Below are 17,710 nucleotides of genomic sequence, written 5' to 3'. Positions count from 1 at the left end.
CAACAAGGAGAGCAGGGAACCCAGATGGCGGAGCTCACGATCCGGCCGGAGGAGATCCGGGACGCACTGGAGAACTTTGTCCAGGCGTACAAGCCGGACGCGGCCTCGCGCGAGGAGGTCGGTTCGGTCACCGTCGCCGGTGACGGTATCGCGAAGGTCGAGGGCCTCCCCTCGGCCATGGCCAACGAGCTGCTGAAGTTCGAGGACGGCACCCTCGGTCTCGCCCTCAACCTTGAGGAGCGCGAGATCGGCGCCGTCGTACTCGGCGAGTTCAGCGGCATCGAGGAGGGCCAGCCGGTCACCCGTACCGGCGAGGTCCTGTCCGTCGCGGTGGGCGAGGGCTACCTCGGCCGCGTCGTCGACCCGCTCGGCGCCCCGATCGACGGTCTCGGCGAGATCGAGACGTCAGGACGCCGCGCCCTCGAGCTGCAGGCCCCCACGGTCATGGACCGCAAGTCGGTCCACGAGCCGATGGAGACCGGCTACAAGGCCGTCGACGCGATGACCCCGATCGGCCGTGGCCAGCGTCAGCTGATCATCGGCGACCGCCAGACGGGCAAGACCGCCCTGGCCGTCGACACGATCATCAACCAGCGCGACAACTGGCGCTCGGGCGACGTGAACAAGCAGGTGCGCTGCATCTACGTCGCCGTCGGTCAGAAGGGCTCCACCATCGCCTCCGTGCGCGGTGCCCTCGAAGAGGCCGGCGCGCTCGAGTACACGACCATCGTCGCCGCCCCGGCGTCCGACCCGGCGGGCTTCAAGTACCTGGCGCCCTACACCGGTTCGGCCATCGGCCAGCAGTGGATGTACGAGGGCAAGCACGTCCTCATCATCTTCGACGACCTCTCGAAGCAGGCCGACGCCTACCGCGCCGTGTCCCTGCTGCTCCGCCGCCCGCCGGGGCGCGAGGCCTACCCGGGTGACGTCTTCTACCTGCACTCGCGTCTGCTCGAGCGCTGCGCGAAGCTCTCGGACGAGATGGGCAAGGGCTCGATGACGGGTCTCCCGATCGTCGAGACGAAGGCGAACGACGTGTCGGCGTTCATTCCGACCAACGTCATCTCCATCACCGACGGCCAGTGCTTCCTCGAGTCCGACCTGTTCAACGCCGGTCAGCGTCCGGCCCTGAACGTCGGTATCTCGGTCTCCCGTGTCGGTGGCTCCGCCCAGCACAGGGCGATCCGCCAGGTGTCCGGCCGTCTCCGCGTGGACCTCGCCCAGTTCCGTGAGCTGGAGGCGTTCGCCGCCTTCGGTTCCGACCTGGACGCCGCGTCGAAGGCCTCCCTCGAGCGCGGTACGCGGATGGTCGAGCTGCTCAAGCAGGCTCAGTACCAGCCGATGGCCACCGAGGACCAGGTCATCTCCATCTGGGCCGGCACCACGGGCCGCATGGACGAGGTACCGGTCGCCGACATCCGGCGCTTCGAGCGCGAGCTGCTCGACTACCTGCACCGCAAGGAGCAGGGCCTGATGACCTCCATCAAGGAGGGCGGCAAGATGTCCGACGACACGATCACGGCCATCACCGACGCCGTCGCCGAGTTCAAGAAGCAGTTCGAGACCTCGGACGGCAAGCTGCTCGGCGAGGACGCTCCGGCTGCCGTCGACGCGTCCAAGTGACGACGGAAGGGACCTGACTCATGGGAGCCCAGCTCCGGGTCTACAAGCGTCGCATCAAATCCGTCACCGCGACCAAGAAGATCACCAAGGCGATGGAGATGATCGCCGCCTCGCGTGTCGTCAAGGCACAGCGCAAGGTGACCGCCTCCACGCCGTACGCGACCGAGCTGACCCGCGCGGTCACCGCGGTGGCCACGGGTGCCAATGACAAGCACCCGCTGACCACCGAGGCCGAGGCTCCGACCCGGGCCGCTGTCCTGCTCCTCTCGAGCGACCGCGGTCTGGCCGGCGCCTTCAACTCCAACGCCATCAAGGCCGCGGAGAAGCTCACCAAGAAGTTGCAGGACGAGGGCAAGGAGGTCGACACGTACATCGTCGGCCGCCGTGGCATCGCGCACTACAACTTCCGTGAGCGGAAGATCGCCGGGCAGTGGACGGGCTTCACCGATGCCCCTTCCTACGCGGACGCCAAGACGATCGCCGCGCCCCTGATCGAGGCCATCGAGAAGGACTCGGCCGAGGGCGGCGTGGATGAACTCCACCTCGTCTACACCGAGTTCATCTCGATGATGACGCAGGAAGCGGCCGGTTCCCGGCTGCTCCCGCTCAGCCTCGAGCAGGTCGCTCAGGAGGCGGGCACGACGGACGAGGCCCGCCCGCTGTACGACTTCGAGCCGTCGGCGGAGGACGTCCTCGACGCCCTTCTGCCGCGCTACGTCGAGAGCCGTATCTACAACGCGCTGCTCCAGTCGGCTGCTTCCAAGCACGCCGCCACGCGCCGCGCGATGAAGTCGGCGACCGACAACGCGGGTGACCTGATCAACGCTCTCACCCGTTCTGCCAACGCGGCCCGCCAGGCCGAAATCACCCAGGAAATCAGCGAGATCGTCGGTGGCTCCAGTGCCCTGGCCGACGCTTCTGCGGGGAGTGACAAGTAATGACGACCACTGTTGATACGGCCGTTGCCACGGGCCGCGTCGCCCGGGTGATCGGCCCGGTCGTCGACGTGGAGTTCCCCGTCGACGCGATGCCGGACATCTACAACGCGCTGCACGTCGAGGTGGCCGACCCGGCCAAGGACGGCGAGAAGAAGACGCTGACGCTCGAGGTCGCCCAGCACCTCGGTGACGGCATCATCCGCGCCATCTCGATGCAGCCCACCGACGGCCTGGTCCGCCAGGCCGCGGTGACCAACACGGGCGAGGGCATCACCGTCCCCGTCGGTGACATCACCAAGGGCAAGGTGTTCAACACCCTCGGTGCGATCCTGAACGAGCCGGAGGCGGAGGCTCAGGTCACCGAGCGCTGGCCGATCCACCGCAAGGCCCCGGCCTTCGACCAGCTCGAGTCCAAGACCGAGATGTTCGAGACCGGCCTGAAGGTCGTCGACCTTCTCACCCCGTACGTCAAGGGTGGAAAGATCGGTCTGTTCGGTGGAGCGGGCGTCGGCAAGACCGTCCTCATCCAGGAAATGATCATGCGTGTGGCCAAGCTGCACGAGGGCGTTTCCGTGTTCGCCGGTGTCGGCGAGCGCACCCGTGAGGGCAACGACCTCATCGACGAGATGCAGGAGTCGGGCGTTCTGGACAAGACCGCCCTGGTCTTCGGCCAGATGGACGAGCCGCCGGGCACGCGTCTGCGCGTCGCCCTTGCCGGTCTGACCATGGCGGAGTACTTCCGCGATGTGCAGAAGCAGGACGTGCTGTTCTTCATCGACAACATCTTCCGCTTCACGCAGGCCGGTTCCGAGGTCTCGACCCTGCTCGGCCGTATGCCCTCCGCGGTGGGCTACCAGCCGAACCTGGCCGACGAGATGGGCCTCCTCCAGGAGCGCATCACCTCGACGCGTGGTCACTCGATCACCTCGATGCAGGCGATCTACGTCCCCGCGGACGACCTCACCGACCCGGCCCCGGCCACGACCTTCGCGCACCTCGACGCGACGACCGTGCTGTCGCGTCCGATCTCGGAGAAGGGCATCTACCCGGCGGTCGACCCGCTGGACTCGACGTCCCGCATCCTGGACCCGCGCTACATCGCGCAGGACCACTACGACACCGCCATGCGTGTCAAGGGCACCCTGCAGAAGTACAAGGACCTCCAGGACATCATCGCGATCCTCGGCATCGACGAGCTCAGCGAAGAGGACAAGCTGGTCGTTCAGCGCGCCCGTCGCGTCGAGCGCTTCCTGTCGCAGAACACCCACGCCGCCAAGCAGTTCACCGGTCTTGACGGTTCGGACGTGCCGCTGGACGAGTCGATCACCGCGTTCAACGCGATCATCGACGGCGACTACGACCACTTCCCCGAGCAGGCGTTCTTCATGTGCGGTGGCATCGAGGACCTGAAGGCGAACGCCAAGGAACTCGGCGTCTCCTGAGTCTGTGACTCCCGGGAGGGGTGGGCGCGTCCCGCCCCTCCCGATACGCCCACTAGAATTTGACCCAACACCCGGCGAAGCCGCCGGGTGGTGACCCGAGGAGCCACCCTTGGCTGCTGAGCTGCATGTCGAGCTGGTCGCCGCGGACCGTAGCGTCTGGTCCGGCGAGGCCACCCTGGTCGTCGCGCGCACCACGTCCGGCGACATCGGCGTCATGCCCGGTCACCAGCCGCTGCTCGGTGTGCTGGAATCGGGCCCGGTGACCATTCGTACGAGTGACGGCGACACTGTCGTCGCTGCCGTCCACGGAGGATTTGTCTCCTTCGCGGACAACAAGCTGTCACTGCTTGCTGAGATCGTCGAGCTGTCGGACGAGATCGATGTACAGCGTGCGGAGCGGGCGCTCGAGCGCGCGAAGTCGGAGGCAGACGCCTCCGCCGAGCGTCGTGCGGACGTCCGACTGCGGGCGGTTTCGTCGCGCTGAAACCTGCGCGACGGCGTTGACGTGACTCAGCCGCGGCCAGGTCCGGAGCAATCCGGACCGGGTCGCGGCTGAGGCAATGCGGGTGCAATTCTGTTGGTCCGTTTCGAAGAGGCGAGGAGGTCGGTGCCGATGATCCTCACTCTGCTCGTGTGCGGACTCGTGTTGGTCGGTCTGGTGTTGGTGGGGCTCTTCGTCTTCGGACTGCGGCGCCGGCTCATCCAGCGTTCCGGCGGCACCTTCGACTGCAGCCTGCGCTGGGAGGCCCCCGAGAAGGGCGACACCTCCGGCAAAGGCTGGGGGTACGGCGTCGCCCGCTACAACGGCGACCGGATCGAGTGGTACCGCGTCTTCTCCTACGCCCCCCGGCCGCGCCGGGTCCTCGAGCGCTCGGCCATCGAGGTCGTCGACCGGCGCGCTCCGGACGGCGAGGAGGAGCTCGCGCTGCTCTCGGACGCGATCGTGCTCGGCTGTCTGCACCGGGGCGTCCGCCTTGAGCTTGCGATGGGCGAGGACGCGCTGACGGGTTTCCTGGCATGGCTGGAGGCGGCGCCTCCCGGGCAACGGGTGAACGTGGCCTGAGCCCGTAAGGACAGCGAGAAGCCGGGAAGACAAGGGGCGAACTTGTCTTCCCGGCTTCGTCTATGCGGGGACGGCCGCTACTTCAGACCGTCATTGATGGCAGACACCAACTCACCGTTCGCGGTGTCTCCGCTGAACTCCCAGAAGAACGCGCCTCCCAGGCCCTGCTGCTTCGACCAGGCCATCTTGCTCTTGACCGTCGCCGGGGTGTCGTAAGACCACCAGTTGGTGCCGCAGTGTGCGTAAGCGGTACCCGCGATGGTGCCGTTGGACGGGCAGCTGTTCTTCAGGACCTTGTAGTCCTCGATGCCCGCTTCGTACGTGCCGGGCGCCGCGCCAGTGGCCGTGCCGCCCGGCTCCTTCTGGGTCACGCCCGTCCAGCCGCGGCCGTAGAAGCCGATGCCGAGCAGGAGCTTCGCGGCCGGGACGCCCTTCGCCTTCAGCTTCGTGATCGCGTCGGCGGTGTTGAAGCCCTCCTGCGGGATGCCGGAGTAGGAGTTGAGCGGGGAGTGCGGGGCCGTCGGGCCCTTGGCGGCCCAGGCGCCGAAGAAGTCGTACGTCATGACGTTGAACCAGTCCGCGTACTGTGACGCGCCGCCGTAGTCGGCCGCGTCGATCTTGCCGCCGTTCGAGCCGTCAGCGGTGATGGCGGCCGTGACCAGGTTGTCCTTGCCGAACTCGGTGCGGAAGGCCTGCATCATGGTCTTCATCGCGGCCGGGCCGCTGGTGTCGCAGGTCAGGCCACAGGCGTTGGGGTACTCCCAGTCCAGGTCGATGCCGTCGAAGACGTCGGCCCAGCGCGGGTCCTCCACCAGGTCGTGGCAGGACTTGGCGAATGCGGCCGGGTTCTTCATCGCGTCGGTGAAGCCGCCGGACCACGTCCAGCCGCCGAAGGACCAGAGGACCTTGAGGTTCGGGTGCTTCGCCTTGAGCTTGCGCAGCTGGTTGAAGTTGCCGCGCAGGGGCTGGTCCCAGGTGTCGGCGACGCCGTCGACGGACTGGTCGGCGGTGTAGGCCTTGTCGTAGTCGGCGTAGGAGTCACCGATGGTGCACTTGCCGCCCTGGACGTTGCCGAAGGCGTAGTTGATGTGGGTGATCTTCGAGGCGGAGGCCGACGTGTCGATGTTCTTCACGTGGTAGTTGCGGCCGTAGACGCCCCACTGGGCGAAGTAGCCGAGCTTTACCTTGTCACCGGGGCCGGGACCCGGGTCGCCGCCGCCCGTCGTGTGGACCTTGACGGCGCCGGAGGCAGGGCCCGTCTGGTCCGCGGTGTCGCGGGCCTGGACCGTGTACGAGTAGTCGGTGCCGGCGGTGAGGCCGCTGTCGGCGTACGAGGTGCCGGTGACGGTGGCGACCTTGGAGCCGTCGCGCAGGACGTCGTAGTTCTTGACGCCCTTGTCGTCGGTGGCCGCCTTCCAGGCGAGCTTCACCGAGGTGTTGGTGATGTCGGACGCGGTGGGGGTGCCGGGTGCCGACGGGGGGTTGTCGCCGGGGACGCTGCCGCCGTCACAACTGCCGCCGTTGAGCGTGCAGTTGGAGGGCGATCCGGGGCCCGAGCCGTTGAACCCGAAGGAGACCGAGGCACCGGGGGCGAGCGTCCCGTTCCAGCCGAGGTTCTTGGCGGTCCAGCGGTTGCCGGAGTTGGTGACGGTGGCGTCCCAGGCGGAGGTCACCTTCGTGCCGGTGGGGAAGTCCCACTCGACGTTCCAGGAGCTGATGGAGGTCGTACCGGTGTTCTTGACGGTCCACTTGCCTTCGAAGCCGCTGCCCCAGTCCTGGGTCTTGGCATACGTGGCGGTGGCCGCGGGGGCGGCTTCCGGCGCGGCTTCGGCGGGACCGCCGAGTGCGACGAGGGTGGCGAGTGGGAGCAGCAGGGTGGTGAGGCCTGCCACGGCTCTGTGTCTGAAGCGCAAGGTGCGCAAGGTGTGCTCCTCGGGTGAGATCCGGGGGGTCATAGGGGTGGATCCCTGCGCCGCCCGTGAGCACGTGGAACACGTGGGGGAGTGCTCACCGCAGTGCGGTGAGAATAGAAAGGTCTGGACCAGCGGTCAAGAGGTCTGAACCATTGGCCGGATCGCGCCGGTCGGGCGCACCGGATCCGGTCTCACACGCCCAACTCCTGAGCGAGCACCGCCGCTTGGACCCTGCTGCGCAGCTCCAGCTTCCCGAGGAGTCGGCTGACGTGGGTCTTCACCGTCGCCTCCGCCATGCTCAGACGGCTCGCGATCTCGGCGTTCGACAGTCCCTCACCGAGGCAGGCGAGCACCTCGCGCTCGCGGCGGGTGAGGGTGTCGAGGATGGCGGGATCGGGTCCGTTCTCGCGGCGCGGCGGCTTCATGGTCCTCGGGGCCGCGAACTCTGCGATCAGGCGCCGTGTGACGGCGGGGGCGATAAGCCCCTCGCCGCGGCCGACCGCACGGACCGCCTCGAGCAGGTCCTTGGCCTCGGTGTTCTTCAGGAGGAACCCGGAGGCACCCGCGCGCAGCGCCCCGAACACGTACTCGTCGAGGTCGAAGGTGGTCAGGACGAGCACGTCCGAGAGGCCGTCGGCGACGACCTGCCGGGTCGCGGACACCCCGTCCAGACGCGGCATCTGGATGTCCATGAGCACCAGATCGGGCCGCAGTTCACGGGCGAGCGCCACCGCCTCCTCGCCGTCCGAGGCCTCGCCGATCACCTCGATGTCCGGTGCGCTGCGCAGGATCAGGACGAGCCCCGCCCGTACGGCGGACTGGTCCTCGGCGACGAGCACGCGGATCATTCGGTCACTCCTTCGTCAATGGGGTCGAGGTCTGAGGGGTCGACGGGCAGGGTCGCGTGCACGCTCCAGACCTTCCCGTCGGCGTGTACGTCGCTGCTCTCGGGCCCGGACTCGAACGTGCCGCCCAGGAGTTCGGTGCGCTCCCGCATGCCGACGAGGCCCGCTCCGGAGCCCGGTGCGCGGGGGCCGGAGGGGGAGCCGTAAGGGCTGGTCACGTGCATTTCGAGGGCGTGCCGCCGTTGGCTGAGCGTCACCGTCACCAGGCCGGGCGACGCGTGCTTGAGTGCGTTGGTCAGGGACTCCTGGATGATGCGGTACGCGGCGAGCTCGACCGGGGCGGGGAGCTTGGAGCCGGCCGGGGTGCGGGTGTCGTCGAGCGTGACGTCCAGACCATTGGTACGGGCGTTGGCGATCAGGGCGCCGAGGCCGTCCAGAGTGGGTGAGGCCGTCGGCTCCCGGTCGTCGCTGGAGTCGCGCAGGATCCCGATGAGGCGCCGCATCTCGGACAGGCCCTCGACGCTGTTCTCGCGGATGACGGAGAGAGCGTCCTGGGTGGTCTTCGGATCGTTGAGGGAGAGCGCGGCCGTGGAGTGGATGGCGATCGCCGAGAGGTGGTTGGCGACCATGTCGTGCAGTTCCCTGGCCATCCGGGCGCGTTCGGCGGTGATGGCCTGTACGCGGTCCATCTCGGCGAGCAGCGCGGTCTGTTCGGCCCGCAGGCGTGCGGCCACGGCGGCCTCGCGGTGGGTGCGCACGAGAACGCCGGTGGTCGCTGGGGCGAAGGAGATCAGGCCGGTGAGGACGCCGATGAGGATCGCCTCAGGCTCCCTCCACCAGGCAAGGAACCCGACCGTCACGGCCACAGTGAGCAGCCCTGTGGTGACCGGGATGCGCCGGGCGGCGGCCGGAGTTCCGTACACCACGGCCGCGTACGTGATGTCCGTGAACATCACGATCGACGCCAGATTGCCGTCCGTGAACTGATCGGCGACCAGGGCGAGCGTGCCGACGATCAGGGCGGTCTGCGGCCTGCTCCTGCGCAGCAGTTCGAGTCCCGCGAGGACGAAAAGCGGGATGAGCGCCCAGGTGCCGCCGAGCAGCCGGTCGGTCTGGGAGTGCAGCCCGAGCCCCCACAGCGCGAGCCCGGCGAGCACGCTGCCGACGGAGATCTGTACGTCGACGCGGTGCGGACGGGGGAGGGACAGGGCCATGCGTCCATCCAACACGGCGCGCCGGGGCGATGCCTGGTCCTGGGGGAGGAACCGTGCCCTACATCGAAGGATGCAGTGTCACTTCGTCACTGGCGACGATGATTCGCGGCCGGTCCGACGGGAGCCTGGAAAGGTGACCGAGAGGAGTGAACCGTGATCGTCACACTGATCATCATCTGCGAGGTCGGCTTCTGGGTGCTGCTGGCGGGCGGCCTCGCCCTGCGCTACGCGGCGAAGATGCCGCGCGCCGGTGTCGCGGTGCTGCTGTGCGAGCCGATCCTGGAGGTCGTCCTCTTCGTCGTCACCGCGATCGACCTGAAGAACGGCGCGGAGCCCGACTGGAAGCACGGCATGGCCGCCGTCTACATCGGCTACTCCGTCGCGCTCGGTCACTACACGATCAAGTGGGTGGACGTCCGCGTCGCCCACCGCTTCGCGGGCGGCCCGCCGCCGTCCACCCCCAAGTACGGCACGGCCCGCGCCGTCCACGAGTGGAAGATCGCCGCCCGCTGGATCCTGGCCGCCCTGATCGCCATGGGGCTGCTGCAAGGGGCGGTCTGGTACGTCGGGGGCGACGGGGACGTCAGCTCGCTGCGGATGTGGCAGCAGGGAATGCTGAAGCTGATCGGCCTCAACGTGATCATCGCGGGGTGGTACACGGTGTTCCCGAAGAAGGCGCCTGCCGAGAGGATCGAGGTGAGCGCCTAGCGCTCGCCGCCGGGCACCCAGAGCACATCGCCGACCGACTTGTTCGCCGTCCGGGCCAGGATGAACAGCAGGTCGGAGAGCCGGTTGAGGTAGGTGGCCGTCAAGGGGTTCATACTGCCACTTTCTTTACTGGCCCCATGCACCTCGAAAGCGGCCCACGTGGACCGCTCGGCCCGCCGCACGACGGTGCACGCCTGGTGCAGCAGCGCCGCACCCGGCGTACCGCCCGGCAGGATGAAGCTGCGCAGCTTCTCCAACTCGTCGAGGAAGCGGTCGCAGTCCCCCTCCAGCTTGTCGATGTAGGACTGCTCGACACGCAGCGGCGGGTACTTGGGGTCCTCCACGACCGGCGTCGACAGGTCGGCGCCCACGTCGAAGAGGTCGTTCTGGACCCGGACCAGGACCTTCACGACCTCTTCGTCGAGCTGACCGAGGGCGATCGCCGTGCCGATGGCCGCGTTGGCCTCGTTGGCGTCGGCGTACGCCGAGATCCGCAGATCGGTCTTGGCGGTCCGGCTCATGTCGCCGAGGGCCGTCGTGCCCTGGTCGCCGGTCCTGGTGTAGATGCGCGTCAGATTGACCATGAGGCCAGCCTAGTTACGCGCCCGCCTTCCGGAAGACACGTGTGCCCACCGTCACGGACCCGAGCGTGAGAGCGGCGGCCATCAGGACGCCGTACAGCATCGCCGTACTCGCGTACTGGCCCACGTAGGCGGCCCGCACCGCGTCCACGAGGTAGCGGAACGGCATGAAGTGCGAGAGCACGTCGAGCCAGCCCGGCGCGAGCGCCATCGGCAGCATCAGGCCGGAGAGCAGCATCGAGGGCATGCTGACCGCGTTGATGACGGGGCCGAACTCGTGCGCCTTGGAGACGAGCAGGGCGAGCGCGTACGAGAGGGACGCGAGGACGACCGTCAGGACGCCCACGAACGTGAAGCCGATGAGGATGCCGGCGAGGGGCGCCCGCAGCCCCATCACCACGGCCGCGAGCACGAGAAGCACCGACTGGAAGACGAAGAGCACGGCATCGCGGAGCACCCGCCCCAGAAGCAGCGCGAGCCGGCTGACCGGCGTCACCCGCATCCGCTCCACCACGCCGAACTGCTTCTCGATGATGATCGCGAATCCGCTGTACGAGGCTCCGAACAGGCCGAGTTGGAGCAGCAGGCCCGGCACGAGCACCTGCCAGGAGTCGCCGCGCGAGCCCAGTGGCAGGTCGGTCAGGAGCGGGCCGAAGAAGAGCAGATAGAGCAGCGGCATCAGGACGCCGAAGAGGATCTGGAACTTGGAGCGCAGGGTCTGGCGGGCGTACCGGCCGAAGATCAGCGCGGTGTCGGAGAGAAACGCAGACATGGGTGAGGTCCTGGGGATTCGAGGGCTTAGACGGCGACCGGCGCCGTGTCCTTGGGGGTGAGGTCGCGCCCGGTGACGGCCAGGAACGCGTCCTGGAGCGAGGCGTCGATGGAGCCGCCGTGCCGGAGCTTGAGCGCGCCGGGCGTGCCCTCGGCGACCACGACGCCCTTGTCGATGACGACGAGGCGGTCGCAGAGTGCGTCGGCCTCGTCCAGGTAGTGCGTGGTCAGGACGACGGTGGTGCCGTGGTCGTCGCGCAGCCGCCGCACGAGTGCCCACAGGTCGGCCCTGCTGCCCGGGTCGAGCCCCGTGGTCGGTTCGTCGAGGAAGAGCACATCGGGCCGGTGCATCAGGCCCATGGCGATGTCGAGCCGCCGCCTCTGGCCGCCGGAGAGGGTCGCGCACGTGCGGTCGAGGAGGTCGGTGAGGTCCAGGTCGGCGGCCAACTCCTCGGCGCGAGCGGTGGCCTGGGGCTTCGTCAGGCGGTAGAGGCGGCCCTGGGTGACCAGTTCCTCGCGCACGGAGATGTTGAGATCGACGCCGCCGGACTGGGCCACGTAACCGATCTTGCGCCGTACGGCGGCCGGGTCGCGGGCCAGGTCGATGCCCGCGACGGTGGCCGCGCCTCCGGTGGGCGCCAGGAGCGTGGTGAGCATGCGCAGCGTCGTCGTCTTGCCCGCGCCGTTGGGGCCGAGGAAGCCGAGGATCTCGCCGGGCGTGACGGTCAGGTCGATGCCGCGCACGGCCTCGACGGCGCCGCGCTTGGTCCGGAAGGTCCGGGTGAGCCCGGCCGTGCTGATGATTGCCATGGCGACCACAAAAACAGAGTCTCTTAAATTTTGCAATGACTCCAAGTTTTCTAGTCACTCCAAGTTTTCAGTCTCCCTAGCCAGTGGCCGTAGGGTGGACCCATGGCTGAAGGACTCAGGGAGCGCAAGAAGCGGCAGACCAAGCAGCGGATCTCGGACATCGCGACGGGACTCTTCCTGGAGCACGGCTTCGTCACGGTGACCGTCGCGGAGGTCGCGGAAGCCGCCGACGTCTCCGTGAACACGGTCTACAACTACTTCCCGGTCAAGGAGGACCTCTTCCTCGACCGGGGCGAGGCCGTCGTCGACCGGCTCTCCGGATACGTGCGCGGCCGTCGCGCGGGGGAGTCCGCCGCCGCCGCGGTCCTGCGCGAGCTGCGCTCGGACGTGGAGGGCGTGTCGCCGCACGTCGGGCTCTTTCCTGGCTGGGCCGACTTCATGAAGGTCATCACCGAGGCCCACGCCCTGCGCTCCCGGCTCTGGGAGATCCAGCAGCAGGCGCACGGCCACCTCACGAAGACCCTCGCCGAGGAGACGAAGGCCGCCGAGGGCGACCCCGCGCCCGGTCTGATCGCGGGTCAGCTCTCCTGGATCCACAGCACGCTCATGGCCTGGATCGGCGATGAGATGGTCAAGTGCCGCAAACCCGCCGAAGTGTCACGTGACGCCCTCGTCCTGCTCGACGAGATGGAGGACCTGCTCGGCGAAAAGGTCCTCAACTACGCGGTGCGCGACGCCGAATGACGCGTACCAGTGTGATGTCCGTCATTTGAGACGTGACGCGCATCTCTTCGCCGACACAGTCGCGCTCACGGCGACTAATGTCCGCCGGAAGGAAAAACCTAAACAGCGTGTAAGCCAGGCGTGATAAGCGGTAGGGGAGTCGGAAAAGTGGCACGGAAGCTCGCCGTCATCGGAGCCGGACTCATGGGGTCCGGCATCGCTCAGGTCTCCGCCCAGGCGGGCTGGGACGTCGTTCTGCGCGACGTCACCGATGAGGCTCTGACCCGTGGCACCGACGGGATCAAGGCGTCGTACGACAAGTTCGTGAGCAAGGGCAAGCTCGCCGCCGATGACGCCGAAGCGGCGCTCGGGCGCATCACGACGAGCACCGACATGGACGCCGTCGCCGACGCGGACATCGTCGTCGAGGCCGTCTTCGAGAAGCTCGAGGTCAAGCACGAGATCTTCCGTACGCTCGACAGGATCGTGCGGGAGGACGCCGTGCTCGCGTCGAACACCTCCGCCATCCCGATCACGAAGATCGCGGCCGTGACGGAGCGTCCGGAGCGGGTCGTGGGCGCGCACTTCTTCTCGCCTGTGCCGATGATGCAGCTGTGCGAACTGGTGCGCGGCTACAAGACGAGCGACGAGACCCTCGAGCGCACGCGTGAGTTCGCCGAGTCCGTCGGCAAGACCTGCATCGTCGTGAACCGCGACGTCGCGGGCTTCGTGACGACCCGTCTGATCTCGGCGCTCGTCGTCGAGGCCGCGAAGCTCTACGAGTCGGGCGTCGCCACCGCCGAGGACATCGACATCGCCTGCAAGCTCGGCTTCGGGCACGCCATGGGACCGCTCGCGACCGCCGACCTGACGGGCGTCGACATCCTGCTGCACGCCACGAGCAACATCTACACGGAGTCGCAGGACGAGAAGTTCGCACCGCCCGAGCTGATGCGCCGGATGGTTGACGCCGGTGACATCGGCCGCAAGAGCGGGCAGGGCTTCTACAAGCACTGACGACTCCTTCTCCTCCGCGGGGTCACCCCTGGGAGTGAATTCGGTATCGGTTCGCTTACAGACGGCAACTTCCTTGCCCATGCGGCAGTCAGTTGCAGTGACATACGCAGACGACTTACGGAACAGACGTCACACGGAACTCAGCACTCTCGGGGAGCGCATATGCACATCAGGGGCGACCAGGCCCAGCTGGTCGTCGGGGGACGCCTCGACGTACGCAGCGCGGCGGACGCCCGAACGGTCCTGCACTCGGCCGTCGACGACGGAGCCGGTGACCTGGTGCTCGACCTGTCCGAACTCGACTCGTGGGACGCCACGGGACTCGGCGTCATCATGGGCGCCCACCGACGCGCGGGACGGTGCGGGCGCCGGCTCGTGCTGCGCAGCGTGCCGCCCCAGATGCAGCGTCTGCTCGTGGCCACCAGGCTGCACCGGATCCTCGCCATCGAAGGTGGCATCGGGGTCGAATCACTGCCTCGCGTGTGATCGATGCGCGTGTCATCGATGAGTGATCAATAGCTGATCAAAAGGTCGTCTCTGTGGATCTGGGTGATCTGGGTGTGAAACGCACCTCGCGCACAATCCTCACGAGACTGTGACGTCTCGGACGGAGCGGTACCCCGCCCGTTCGGAGATACTGAGCAAAGGTCTAGGGTTCGGTCGCCCACCGTCATGACGAAGACAGACGCCCGAGCGGGGGCACCGGACCAGAAGCGACAGCGCAGTGTGCACAAGGCCGGAGGGGGCTGTGTACACGACGCATCTGGGGGGCTTTGACCATGGACCCGATGAACCGGGGACCGGAAGAGTACGGCCAGGACGACATCATCGACAACGATTCGGCGCGTCCCGCGCGATCACCGCGTGATCCTCTGACACCAGACTTCGGGCAGCCCGCGCCCACACTCGCCCGCACCGTTCAGCTCGTGTCGGGCGACTTCCTGCTCACCGTGAACCCCGTCGACGGCAGCGAGATCGAGCCCTGCCCGCCGGGCGAACGGCCCGCGCGACCCGTCAAGCGCACCGACGCCGAGCGCGCCGAGCTGCGCCGTGCCGCGACGCCGCCCGTGCCGCCAGGACCCGTACTGCCCCGGACGCCGCTCCTGGAGCGGCAGGAGGAGCGCGAGCGGCTCGTGCGCCTGCTCGCACGCGGGCGCTCGGTGCGCCTCACCGGTCCCGCGGGCTCGGGGCGCACGGCGCTCCTGAGCGCCGTCGCCGATGACTGCGCCGACCTCGCACCGGACGGCGTCATCCGGCTCTCCGGGTATCACAAGACGCCGGGCGAGGTGCTCCAGGACCTCTTCAGCGTGGTCTACAACGCCCCGCTGCACCGCCCCGACCGCGCCCTGCTGCTCGAACTCGTCCACGAGGTCGGCGCTGTCGTCGTCCTCGACGACCTGGAGTTCGGCGCCGCCGCCCTGGAAGAGCTGCTCGACGCCACACCCGAGTGCGCCTTCCTGATCTCCGCGACCCCCGACGTCGCGGCGCCGTCACCCGACTCGCACCTCGAAGAGGTCTTCCTCGGCGGCCTCGGTCGCAGCGGCAGCCTCGAACTCCTCGAGCGCGCCGTCGGCCGCGTCCTGACGGACGACGAGGCGAGCTGGGCGGGCGACCTCTGGTTCGAGTCGGAGGGGCTTCCCCTGCGCTTCGTCCAGGCGGGCGCCCTGCTGCGCCAGCGCGACCAGCTGCGTGCCGACCCGAACGCCTTCGACGAGTACGGCTACTTCAACGACGCCCCGGTCGACGCGCCCTTCGCCGAGGACAACGAGGTTCCGCTGCCCTCGCTCGCCGACGGCGCGGCGCCCGCGGCGCTGCTCGCGTCCCGGCTGAGCCCGTCCGCGCGCACCACCCTGCGGTTCGCCGTCGCGCTCGGCGGCGAGCTGCCGCACCAGGCGCATCTGCCCGCCCTGGTGGGGGACACCCACGCGGACGCGGCCCTCGCCGAGCTGGTCTCCACCGCGCTCGTCACGGCGGTCGGCTCGCACTACCGGCTCGCCGCCGGTGTGCGTACGCAGCTGGAGGCGTCCGGGTACGCGGACGACACCGCCGAGCGCGCCCAGAGCGCCGCCCAGCACTACGCCTGGTGGGCAGGACACCCCTCGGTCGGCCCGGAGCGGGTCGTGGCCGAGGCGGACGCGGTGCTTGCGGCCCTTGGCGTCCTTGTGGCGGGGCAGGACAGCGCCGCCGTGCTGCTCGCCCGCACCATCGCTCCTGCCTTCGCGGGAGGGCTCGACTGGGGCGCCTGGGAGCGTGCCCTGCGCTCGGGCCAGGAGGCGGCACGGACCGCCGGTGAGGTCGCCGAAGAGGCGTACTTCCACCACGAGCTCGGCATCCTCGCGCTCTGCGGCGGCCAGCTCGACCGGGCCCGCGTCGAGCTCGAGGCCTCCGTAGGCCTGCGCGGCGCGCTCGCCGACAAGCGGGGCATGATCGCGGGCCGCAGGGCACTCGCCCTGGTCGCCGACCGCTCGGGCGGCGTGCTGTCCGCCGCGAGCCCGGCGGCGGGCGAAGAGATGCCCGACGCGCGCTATGAGGAGTCGGCATCACCCCCCGGCGGCGTACCGGCGGCGTTCGCGCTGCCCACACCGCCTCCGGAGCCGGAGACCCTGGTCACCCGCCAGGCCTCACCGGCCGCGGGAGCGGGCCCGGCACCGACCCGCCGTTCCATCGTCAACGGCACCCGGCGCAACCTCGTGGCAGCGGGCGCGGGAGCCCTCCTCGCGGCCGTGCTCGGCACCGTGGTGACCCTCGGCGCGACGTCCGACAAGAACAACGACAACCCGCCGGACAAGGTCAAGACGGAACAGTCGGCGAGCGAGGACCAGGACAACGGCGGCCTGACCGCCGACAAGCCGGCGAAGGACTCGACGAGCCGCCCGGACGACGCGGGCCCGGACAAGATCCCCGGCACAGCGGACGACGGGAAGCCGAGCGGCAGCGACACGCCGTCGGACAATCCGAGCGACAGCGGCAAGCCGTCCGACGACACCTCGGGCAAGCCGAGCGACAAGCCGACGACGAAGCCGCCCACGACCAAGCCGCCGACCACGAAGCCCCCGACGACGAAGCCGCCCACGACCAAGCCGCCCACGACGAAGCCGCCGACGACCCCGCCGCCGACGACGGATCCGCCGACCTCGGACCCCGCACCGGATCCGCCGACGTCGAACTCGGCGCCGTCCTCCGCGGACACGTCGAACTCGGCGAGCGGCCCCGCGAGCAGTTCTGCCACGAGCGGCAGCGCGTCCAGCACGGAGTCGACGATCTGACGCAGGTACGAAGGAGGGGGCCGGGTCCTGATGGACCCGGCCCCCTCCTGCGTACAGGGACTATCGGTACAAGAACGTATGAGTGCGAGAACGCCTAGAACAGCCGCAGTTTGTCGTCCTCGATGCCGCGCATCGCGTTGTAGTCCAGGACGGTGCAGCCGATGCCGCGGTCCGTGGCGAGCACGCGGGCCTGGGGCTTGATCTCCTGGGCGGCGAAGATGCCCTTGACGGGGGCCAGGTGCGGGTCGCGGTTCAACAAGTCGAGGTAGCGGGTGAGTTGCTCGACGCCGTCGATCTCGCCGCGGCGCTTGATCTCTACGGCGACGGTCTGCCCGTCGGCGTCGCGGCAGAGGATGTCCACCGGGCCGATCGCCGTCATGTACTCGCGCCGGATGAGTGAATAGCCCTCCCCGAGCGTCTCGATCCGGTCGGCGAGCAGCTCCTGAAGGTGTGCTTCCACGCCGTCCTTGATGAGGCCGGGATCGACGCCCAATTCGTGCGAGGAGTCGTGAAGGATCTCTTCCATCGTGATGATGAGTTTCTCGCCACCCTTGTTCACGACGGTCCAGACGCCCGCGTCGTCCCCGGTTCCCTCCTTCAAGGTGCAGGGCGGGGACATCCAGTTGAGAGGTTTGTAGGCCCGGTCGTCCGCGTGGATCGAGACACTGCCGTCCGCCTTTACAAGGATCAGGCGGGGGGCCGACGGGAGATGGGCGGTGAGCCTGCCCGCGTAATCCACGGAGCATCGGGCAATGACGAGACGCATGGGGCGCAACGCTACTCGACCCCAGGTGGT

At 68.7% G+C, this 17,710-nt stretch carries 17 protein-coding genes; 10 read left to right on the top strand and 7 right to left on the bottom strand.

The window, feature by feature from the left end:
* Window positions 1–24: 24 nt before the first annotated feature.
* The 5 genes from atpA (at window position 25) to ACWFRJ_RS18560 (ending at window position 5,066) form a co-directional block, all read left to right on the top strand.
* Window positions 25–1,623: a F0F1 ATP synthase subunit alpha gene (atpA, locus tag ACWFRJ_RS18580; RefSeq protein WP_453531426.1), complete on the top strand. Its 1,599-nt coding sequence runs from the start codon at window positions 25–27 to the stop codon at window positions 1,621–1,623.
* 20 nt (window positions 1,624–1,643) lie between these two features.
* Window positions 1,644–2,561, top strand: a complete 918-nt coding sequence (locus tag ACWFRJ_RS18575) for a F0F1 ATP synthase subunit gamma (protein WP_453531423.1) — start codon at window positions 1,644–1,646, stop codon at window positions 2,559–2,561.
* Window positions 2,561–4,003, top strand: a complete 1,443-nt coding sequence (gene atpD, locus ACWFRJ_RS18570; protein WP_453531420.1) for a F0F1 ATP synthase subunit beta — start codon at window positions 2,561–2,563, stop codon at window positions 4,001–4,003. The genes ACWFRJ_RS18575 and atpD overlap by 1 nt, the downstream gene beginning before the upstream one ends.
* Before the next feature lie 109 nt (window positions 4,004–4,112).
* Window positions 4,113–4,487, top strand: a complete 375-nt coding sequence (locus ACWFRJ_RS18565; protein ID WP_389903119.1) for a F0F1 ATP synthase subunit epsilon — start codon at window positions 4,113–4,115, stop codon at window positions 4,485–4,487.
* Between the two features lie 129 nt (window positions 4,488–4,616).
* Window positions 4,617–5,066, top strand: coding sequence for a DUF2550 domain-containing protein (locus ACWFRJ_RS18560; protein ID WP_453531416.1), 450 nt, complete (start codon window positions 4,617–4,619; stop codon window positions 5,064–5,066).
* 77 nt (window positions 5,067–5,143) lie between these two features.
* On the opposite strand, the gene ACWFRJ_RS18555 is transcribed toward ACWFRJ_RS18560, so the two are convergent.
* The 3 genes from ACWFRJ_RS18555 to ACWFRJ_RS18545 all read right to left on the bottom strand — a co-directional run bounded on the left by ACWFRJ_RS18555 (window position 5,144) and on the right by ACWFRJ_RS18545 (window position 9,038).
* Window positions 5,144–6,979, bottom strand: a complete 1,836-nt coding sequence (locus tag ACWFRJ_RS18555; RefSeq protein ID WP_453532365.1) for a glycosyl hydrolase family 18 protein — start codon at window positions 6,977–6,979, stop codon at window positions 5,144–5,146.
* A gap of 191 nt (window positions 6,980–7,170) precedes the next feature.
* Complete coding sequence (locus tag ACWFRJ_RS18550; protein ID WP_453531413.1) at window positions 7,171–7,827, bottom strand: response regulator; 657 nt, start codon at window positions 7,825–7,827, stop codon at window positions 7,171–7,173.
* Window positions 7,824–9,038, bottom strand: coding sequence for a sensor histidine kinase (locus ACWFRJ_RS18545; protein ID WP_453531410.1), 1,215 nt, complete (start codon window positions 9,036–9,038; stop codon window positions 7,824–7,826). Before ACWFRJ_RS18545 ends, ACWFRJ_RS18550 begins: the two co-directional genes overlap by 4 nt.
* Window positions 9,039–9,191: 153 nt before the next feature.
* Between ACWFRJ_RS18545 and ACWFRJ_RS18540 the strand changes: the two genes are divergently transcribed.
* The gene (locus ACWFRJ_RS18540; RefSeq protein WP_453531408.1) at window positions 9,192–9,746 is read left to right on the top strand and encodes a hypothetical protein; all 555 of its coding nucleotides are present in this window, start codon (window positions 9,192–9,194) and stop codon (window positions 9,744–9,746) included.
* Here ACWFRJ_RS18540 and ACWFRJ_RS18535 read toward each other — a convergent pair.
* The 3 genes from ACWFRJ_RS18535 to ACWFRJ_RS18525 are packed head-to-tail and all read right to left on the bottom strand — an operon-like array spanning window position 9,743 to window position 11,908.
* Window positions 9,743–10,330 carry a cob(I)yrinic acid a,c-diamide adenosyltransferase gene (locus ACWFRJ_RS18535; RefSeq protein ID WP_453531405.1) on the bottom strand — a complete coding sequence of 196 codons (588 nt, stop codon included), beginning with the start codon at window positions 10,328–10,330 and terminating at the stop codon, window positions 9,743–9,745. The genes ACWFRJ_RS18540 and ACWFRJ_RS18535 overlap by 4 nt on opposite strands.
* Before the next feature lie 13 nt (window positions 10,331–10,343).
* Window positions 10,344–11,099, bottom strand: coding sequence for an ABC transporter permease (locus ACWFRJ_RS18530; protein ID WP_453531402.1), 756 nt, complete (start codon window positions 11,097–11,099; stop codon window positions 10,344–10,346).
* A gap of 26 nt (window positions 11,100–11,125) precedes the next feature.
* Window positions 11,126–11,908, bottom strand: coding sequence for an ABC transporter ATP-binding protein (locus tag ACWFRJ_RS18525; RefSeq protein ID WP_453531399.1), 783 nt, complete (start codon window positions 11,906–11,908; stop codon window positions 11,126–11,128).
* 102 nt (window positions 11,909–12,010) lie between these two features.
* On the opposite strand from ACWFRJ_RS18525, the gene ACWFRJ_RS18520 reads away from it, so the two are divergent.
* From ACWFRJ_RS18520 to ACWFRJ_RS18505, 4 genes are all read left to right on the top strand, one after another.
* Window positions 12,011–12,652 carry a TetR/AcrR family transcriptional regulator gene (locus ACWFRJ_RS18520; protein ID WP_453531396.1) on the top strand — a complete coding sequence of 214 codons (642 nt, stop codon included), beginning with the start codon at window positions 12,011–12,013 and terminating at the stop codon, window positions 12,650–12,652.
* Window positions 12,653–12,799: 147 nt separating this feature from the next.
* On the top strand, window positions 12,800–13,648 hold the full coding sequence (locus ACWFRJ_RS18515) for a 3-hydroxyacyl-CoA dehydrogenase family protein (protein WP_453531393.1): 849 nt from the start codon (window positions 12,800–12,802) through the stop codon (window positions 13,646–13,648).
* A 162-nt stretch (window positions 13,649–13,810) separates the two neighbouring features.
* Window positions 13,811–14,134 (top strand): STAS domain-containing protein, encoded by a 324-nt coding sequence (locus ACWFRJ_RS18510; protein ID WP_160507247.1) that lies wholly within the window; start codon window positions 13,811–13,813, stop codon window positions 14,132–14,134.
* A 293-nt stretch (window positions 14,135–14,427) separates the two neighbouring features.
* Entirely contained in the window at window positions 14,428–16,914 is a 2,487-nt protein-coding gene (locus ACWFRJ_RS18505; protein ID WP_453531390.1) for an ATP-binding protein, read from the top strand.
* Window positions 16,915–17,008: 94 nt separating this feature from the next.
* Here the strand turns inward: ACWFRJ_RS18505 and nucS are convergent, their stop codons facing one another.
* A complete protein-coding gene (gene nucS / locus ACWFRJ_RS18500) occupies window positions 17,009–17,680 on the bottom strand; it encodes an endonuclease NucS (protein WP_453531387.1) in 672 nt (223 codons plus the stop codon).
* Window positions 17,681–17,710 lie beyond the last annotated feature (30 nt).

This window comes from Streptomyces sp. NPDC055239, assembly GCF_053606205.1.
This window is presented reverse-complemented; position numbering and strand designations above follow the sequence as displayed.

Bases quoted from the DNA above. Each gene is read 5' to 3' on its own strand.
- atpA (WP_453531426.1), top strand. From the start codon at position 25: ATGGCGGAGCTCACGATCCGGCCGGAGGAGATCCGGGACGCACTGGAG.
- ACWFRJ_RS18575 (WP_453531423.1), top strand. From the start codon at position 1,644: ATGGGAGCCCAGCTCCGGGTCTACAAGCGTCGCATCAAATCCGTCACC.
- atpD (WP_453531420.1), top strand. From the start codon at position 2,561: ATGACGACCACTGTTGATACGGCCGTTGCCACGGGCCGCGTCGCCCGG.
- ACWFRJ_RS18560 (WP_453531416.1), top strand. From the start codon at position 4,617: ATGATCCTCACTCTGCTCGTGTGCGGACTCGTGTTGGTCGGTCTGGTG.
- ACWFRJ_RS18550 (WP_453531413.1), bottom strand. From the start codon at position 7,827: ATGATCCGCGTGCTCGTCGCCGAGGACCAGTCCGCCGTACGGGCGGGG.
- ACWFRJ_RS18545 (WP_453531410.1), bottom strand. From the start codon at position 9,038: ATGGCCCTGTCCCTCCCCCGTCCGCACCGCGTCGACGTACAGATCTCC.
- ACWFRJ_RS18535 (WP_453531405.1), bottom strand. From the start codon at position 10,330: ATGGTCAATCTGACGCGCATCTACACCAGGACCGGCGACCAGGGCACG.
- ACWFRJ_RS18530 (WP_453531402.1), bottom strand. From the start codon at position 11,099: ATGTCTGCGTTTCTCTCCGACACCGCGCTGATCTTCGGCCGGTACGCC.
- ACWFRJ_RS18525 (WP_453531399.1), bottom strand. From the start codon at position 11,908: ATGGCAATCATCAGCACGGCCGGGCTCACCCGGACCTTCCGGACCAAG.
- ACWFRJ_RS18520 (WP_453531396.1), top strand. From the start codon at position 12,011: ATGGCTGAAGGACTCAGGGAGCGCAAGAAGCGGCAGACCAAGCAGCGG.
- ACWFRJ_RS18510 (WP_160507247.1), top strand. From the start codon at position 13,811: ATGCACATCAGGGGCGACCAGGCCCAGCTGGTCGTCGGGGGACGCCTC.
- ACWFRJ_RS18505 (WP_453531390.1), top strand. From the start codon at position 14,428: ATGGACCCGATGAACCGGGGACCGGAAGAGTACGGCCAGGACGACATC.
- nucS (WP_453531387.1), bottom strand. From the start codon at position 17,680: ATGCGTCTCGTCATTGCCCGATGCTCCGTGGATTACGCGGGCAGGCTC.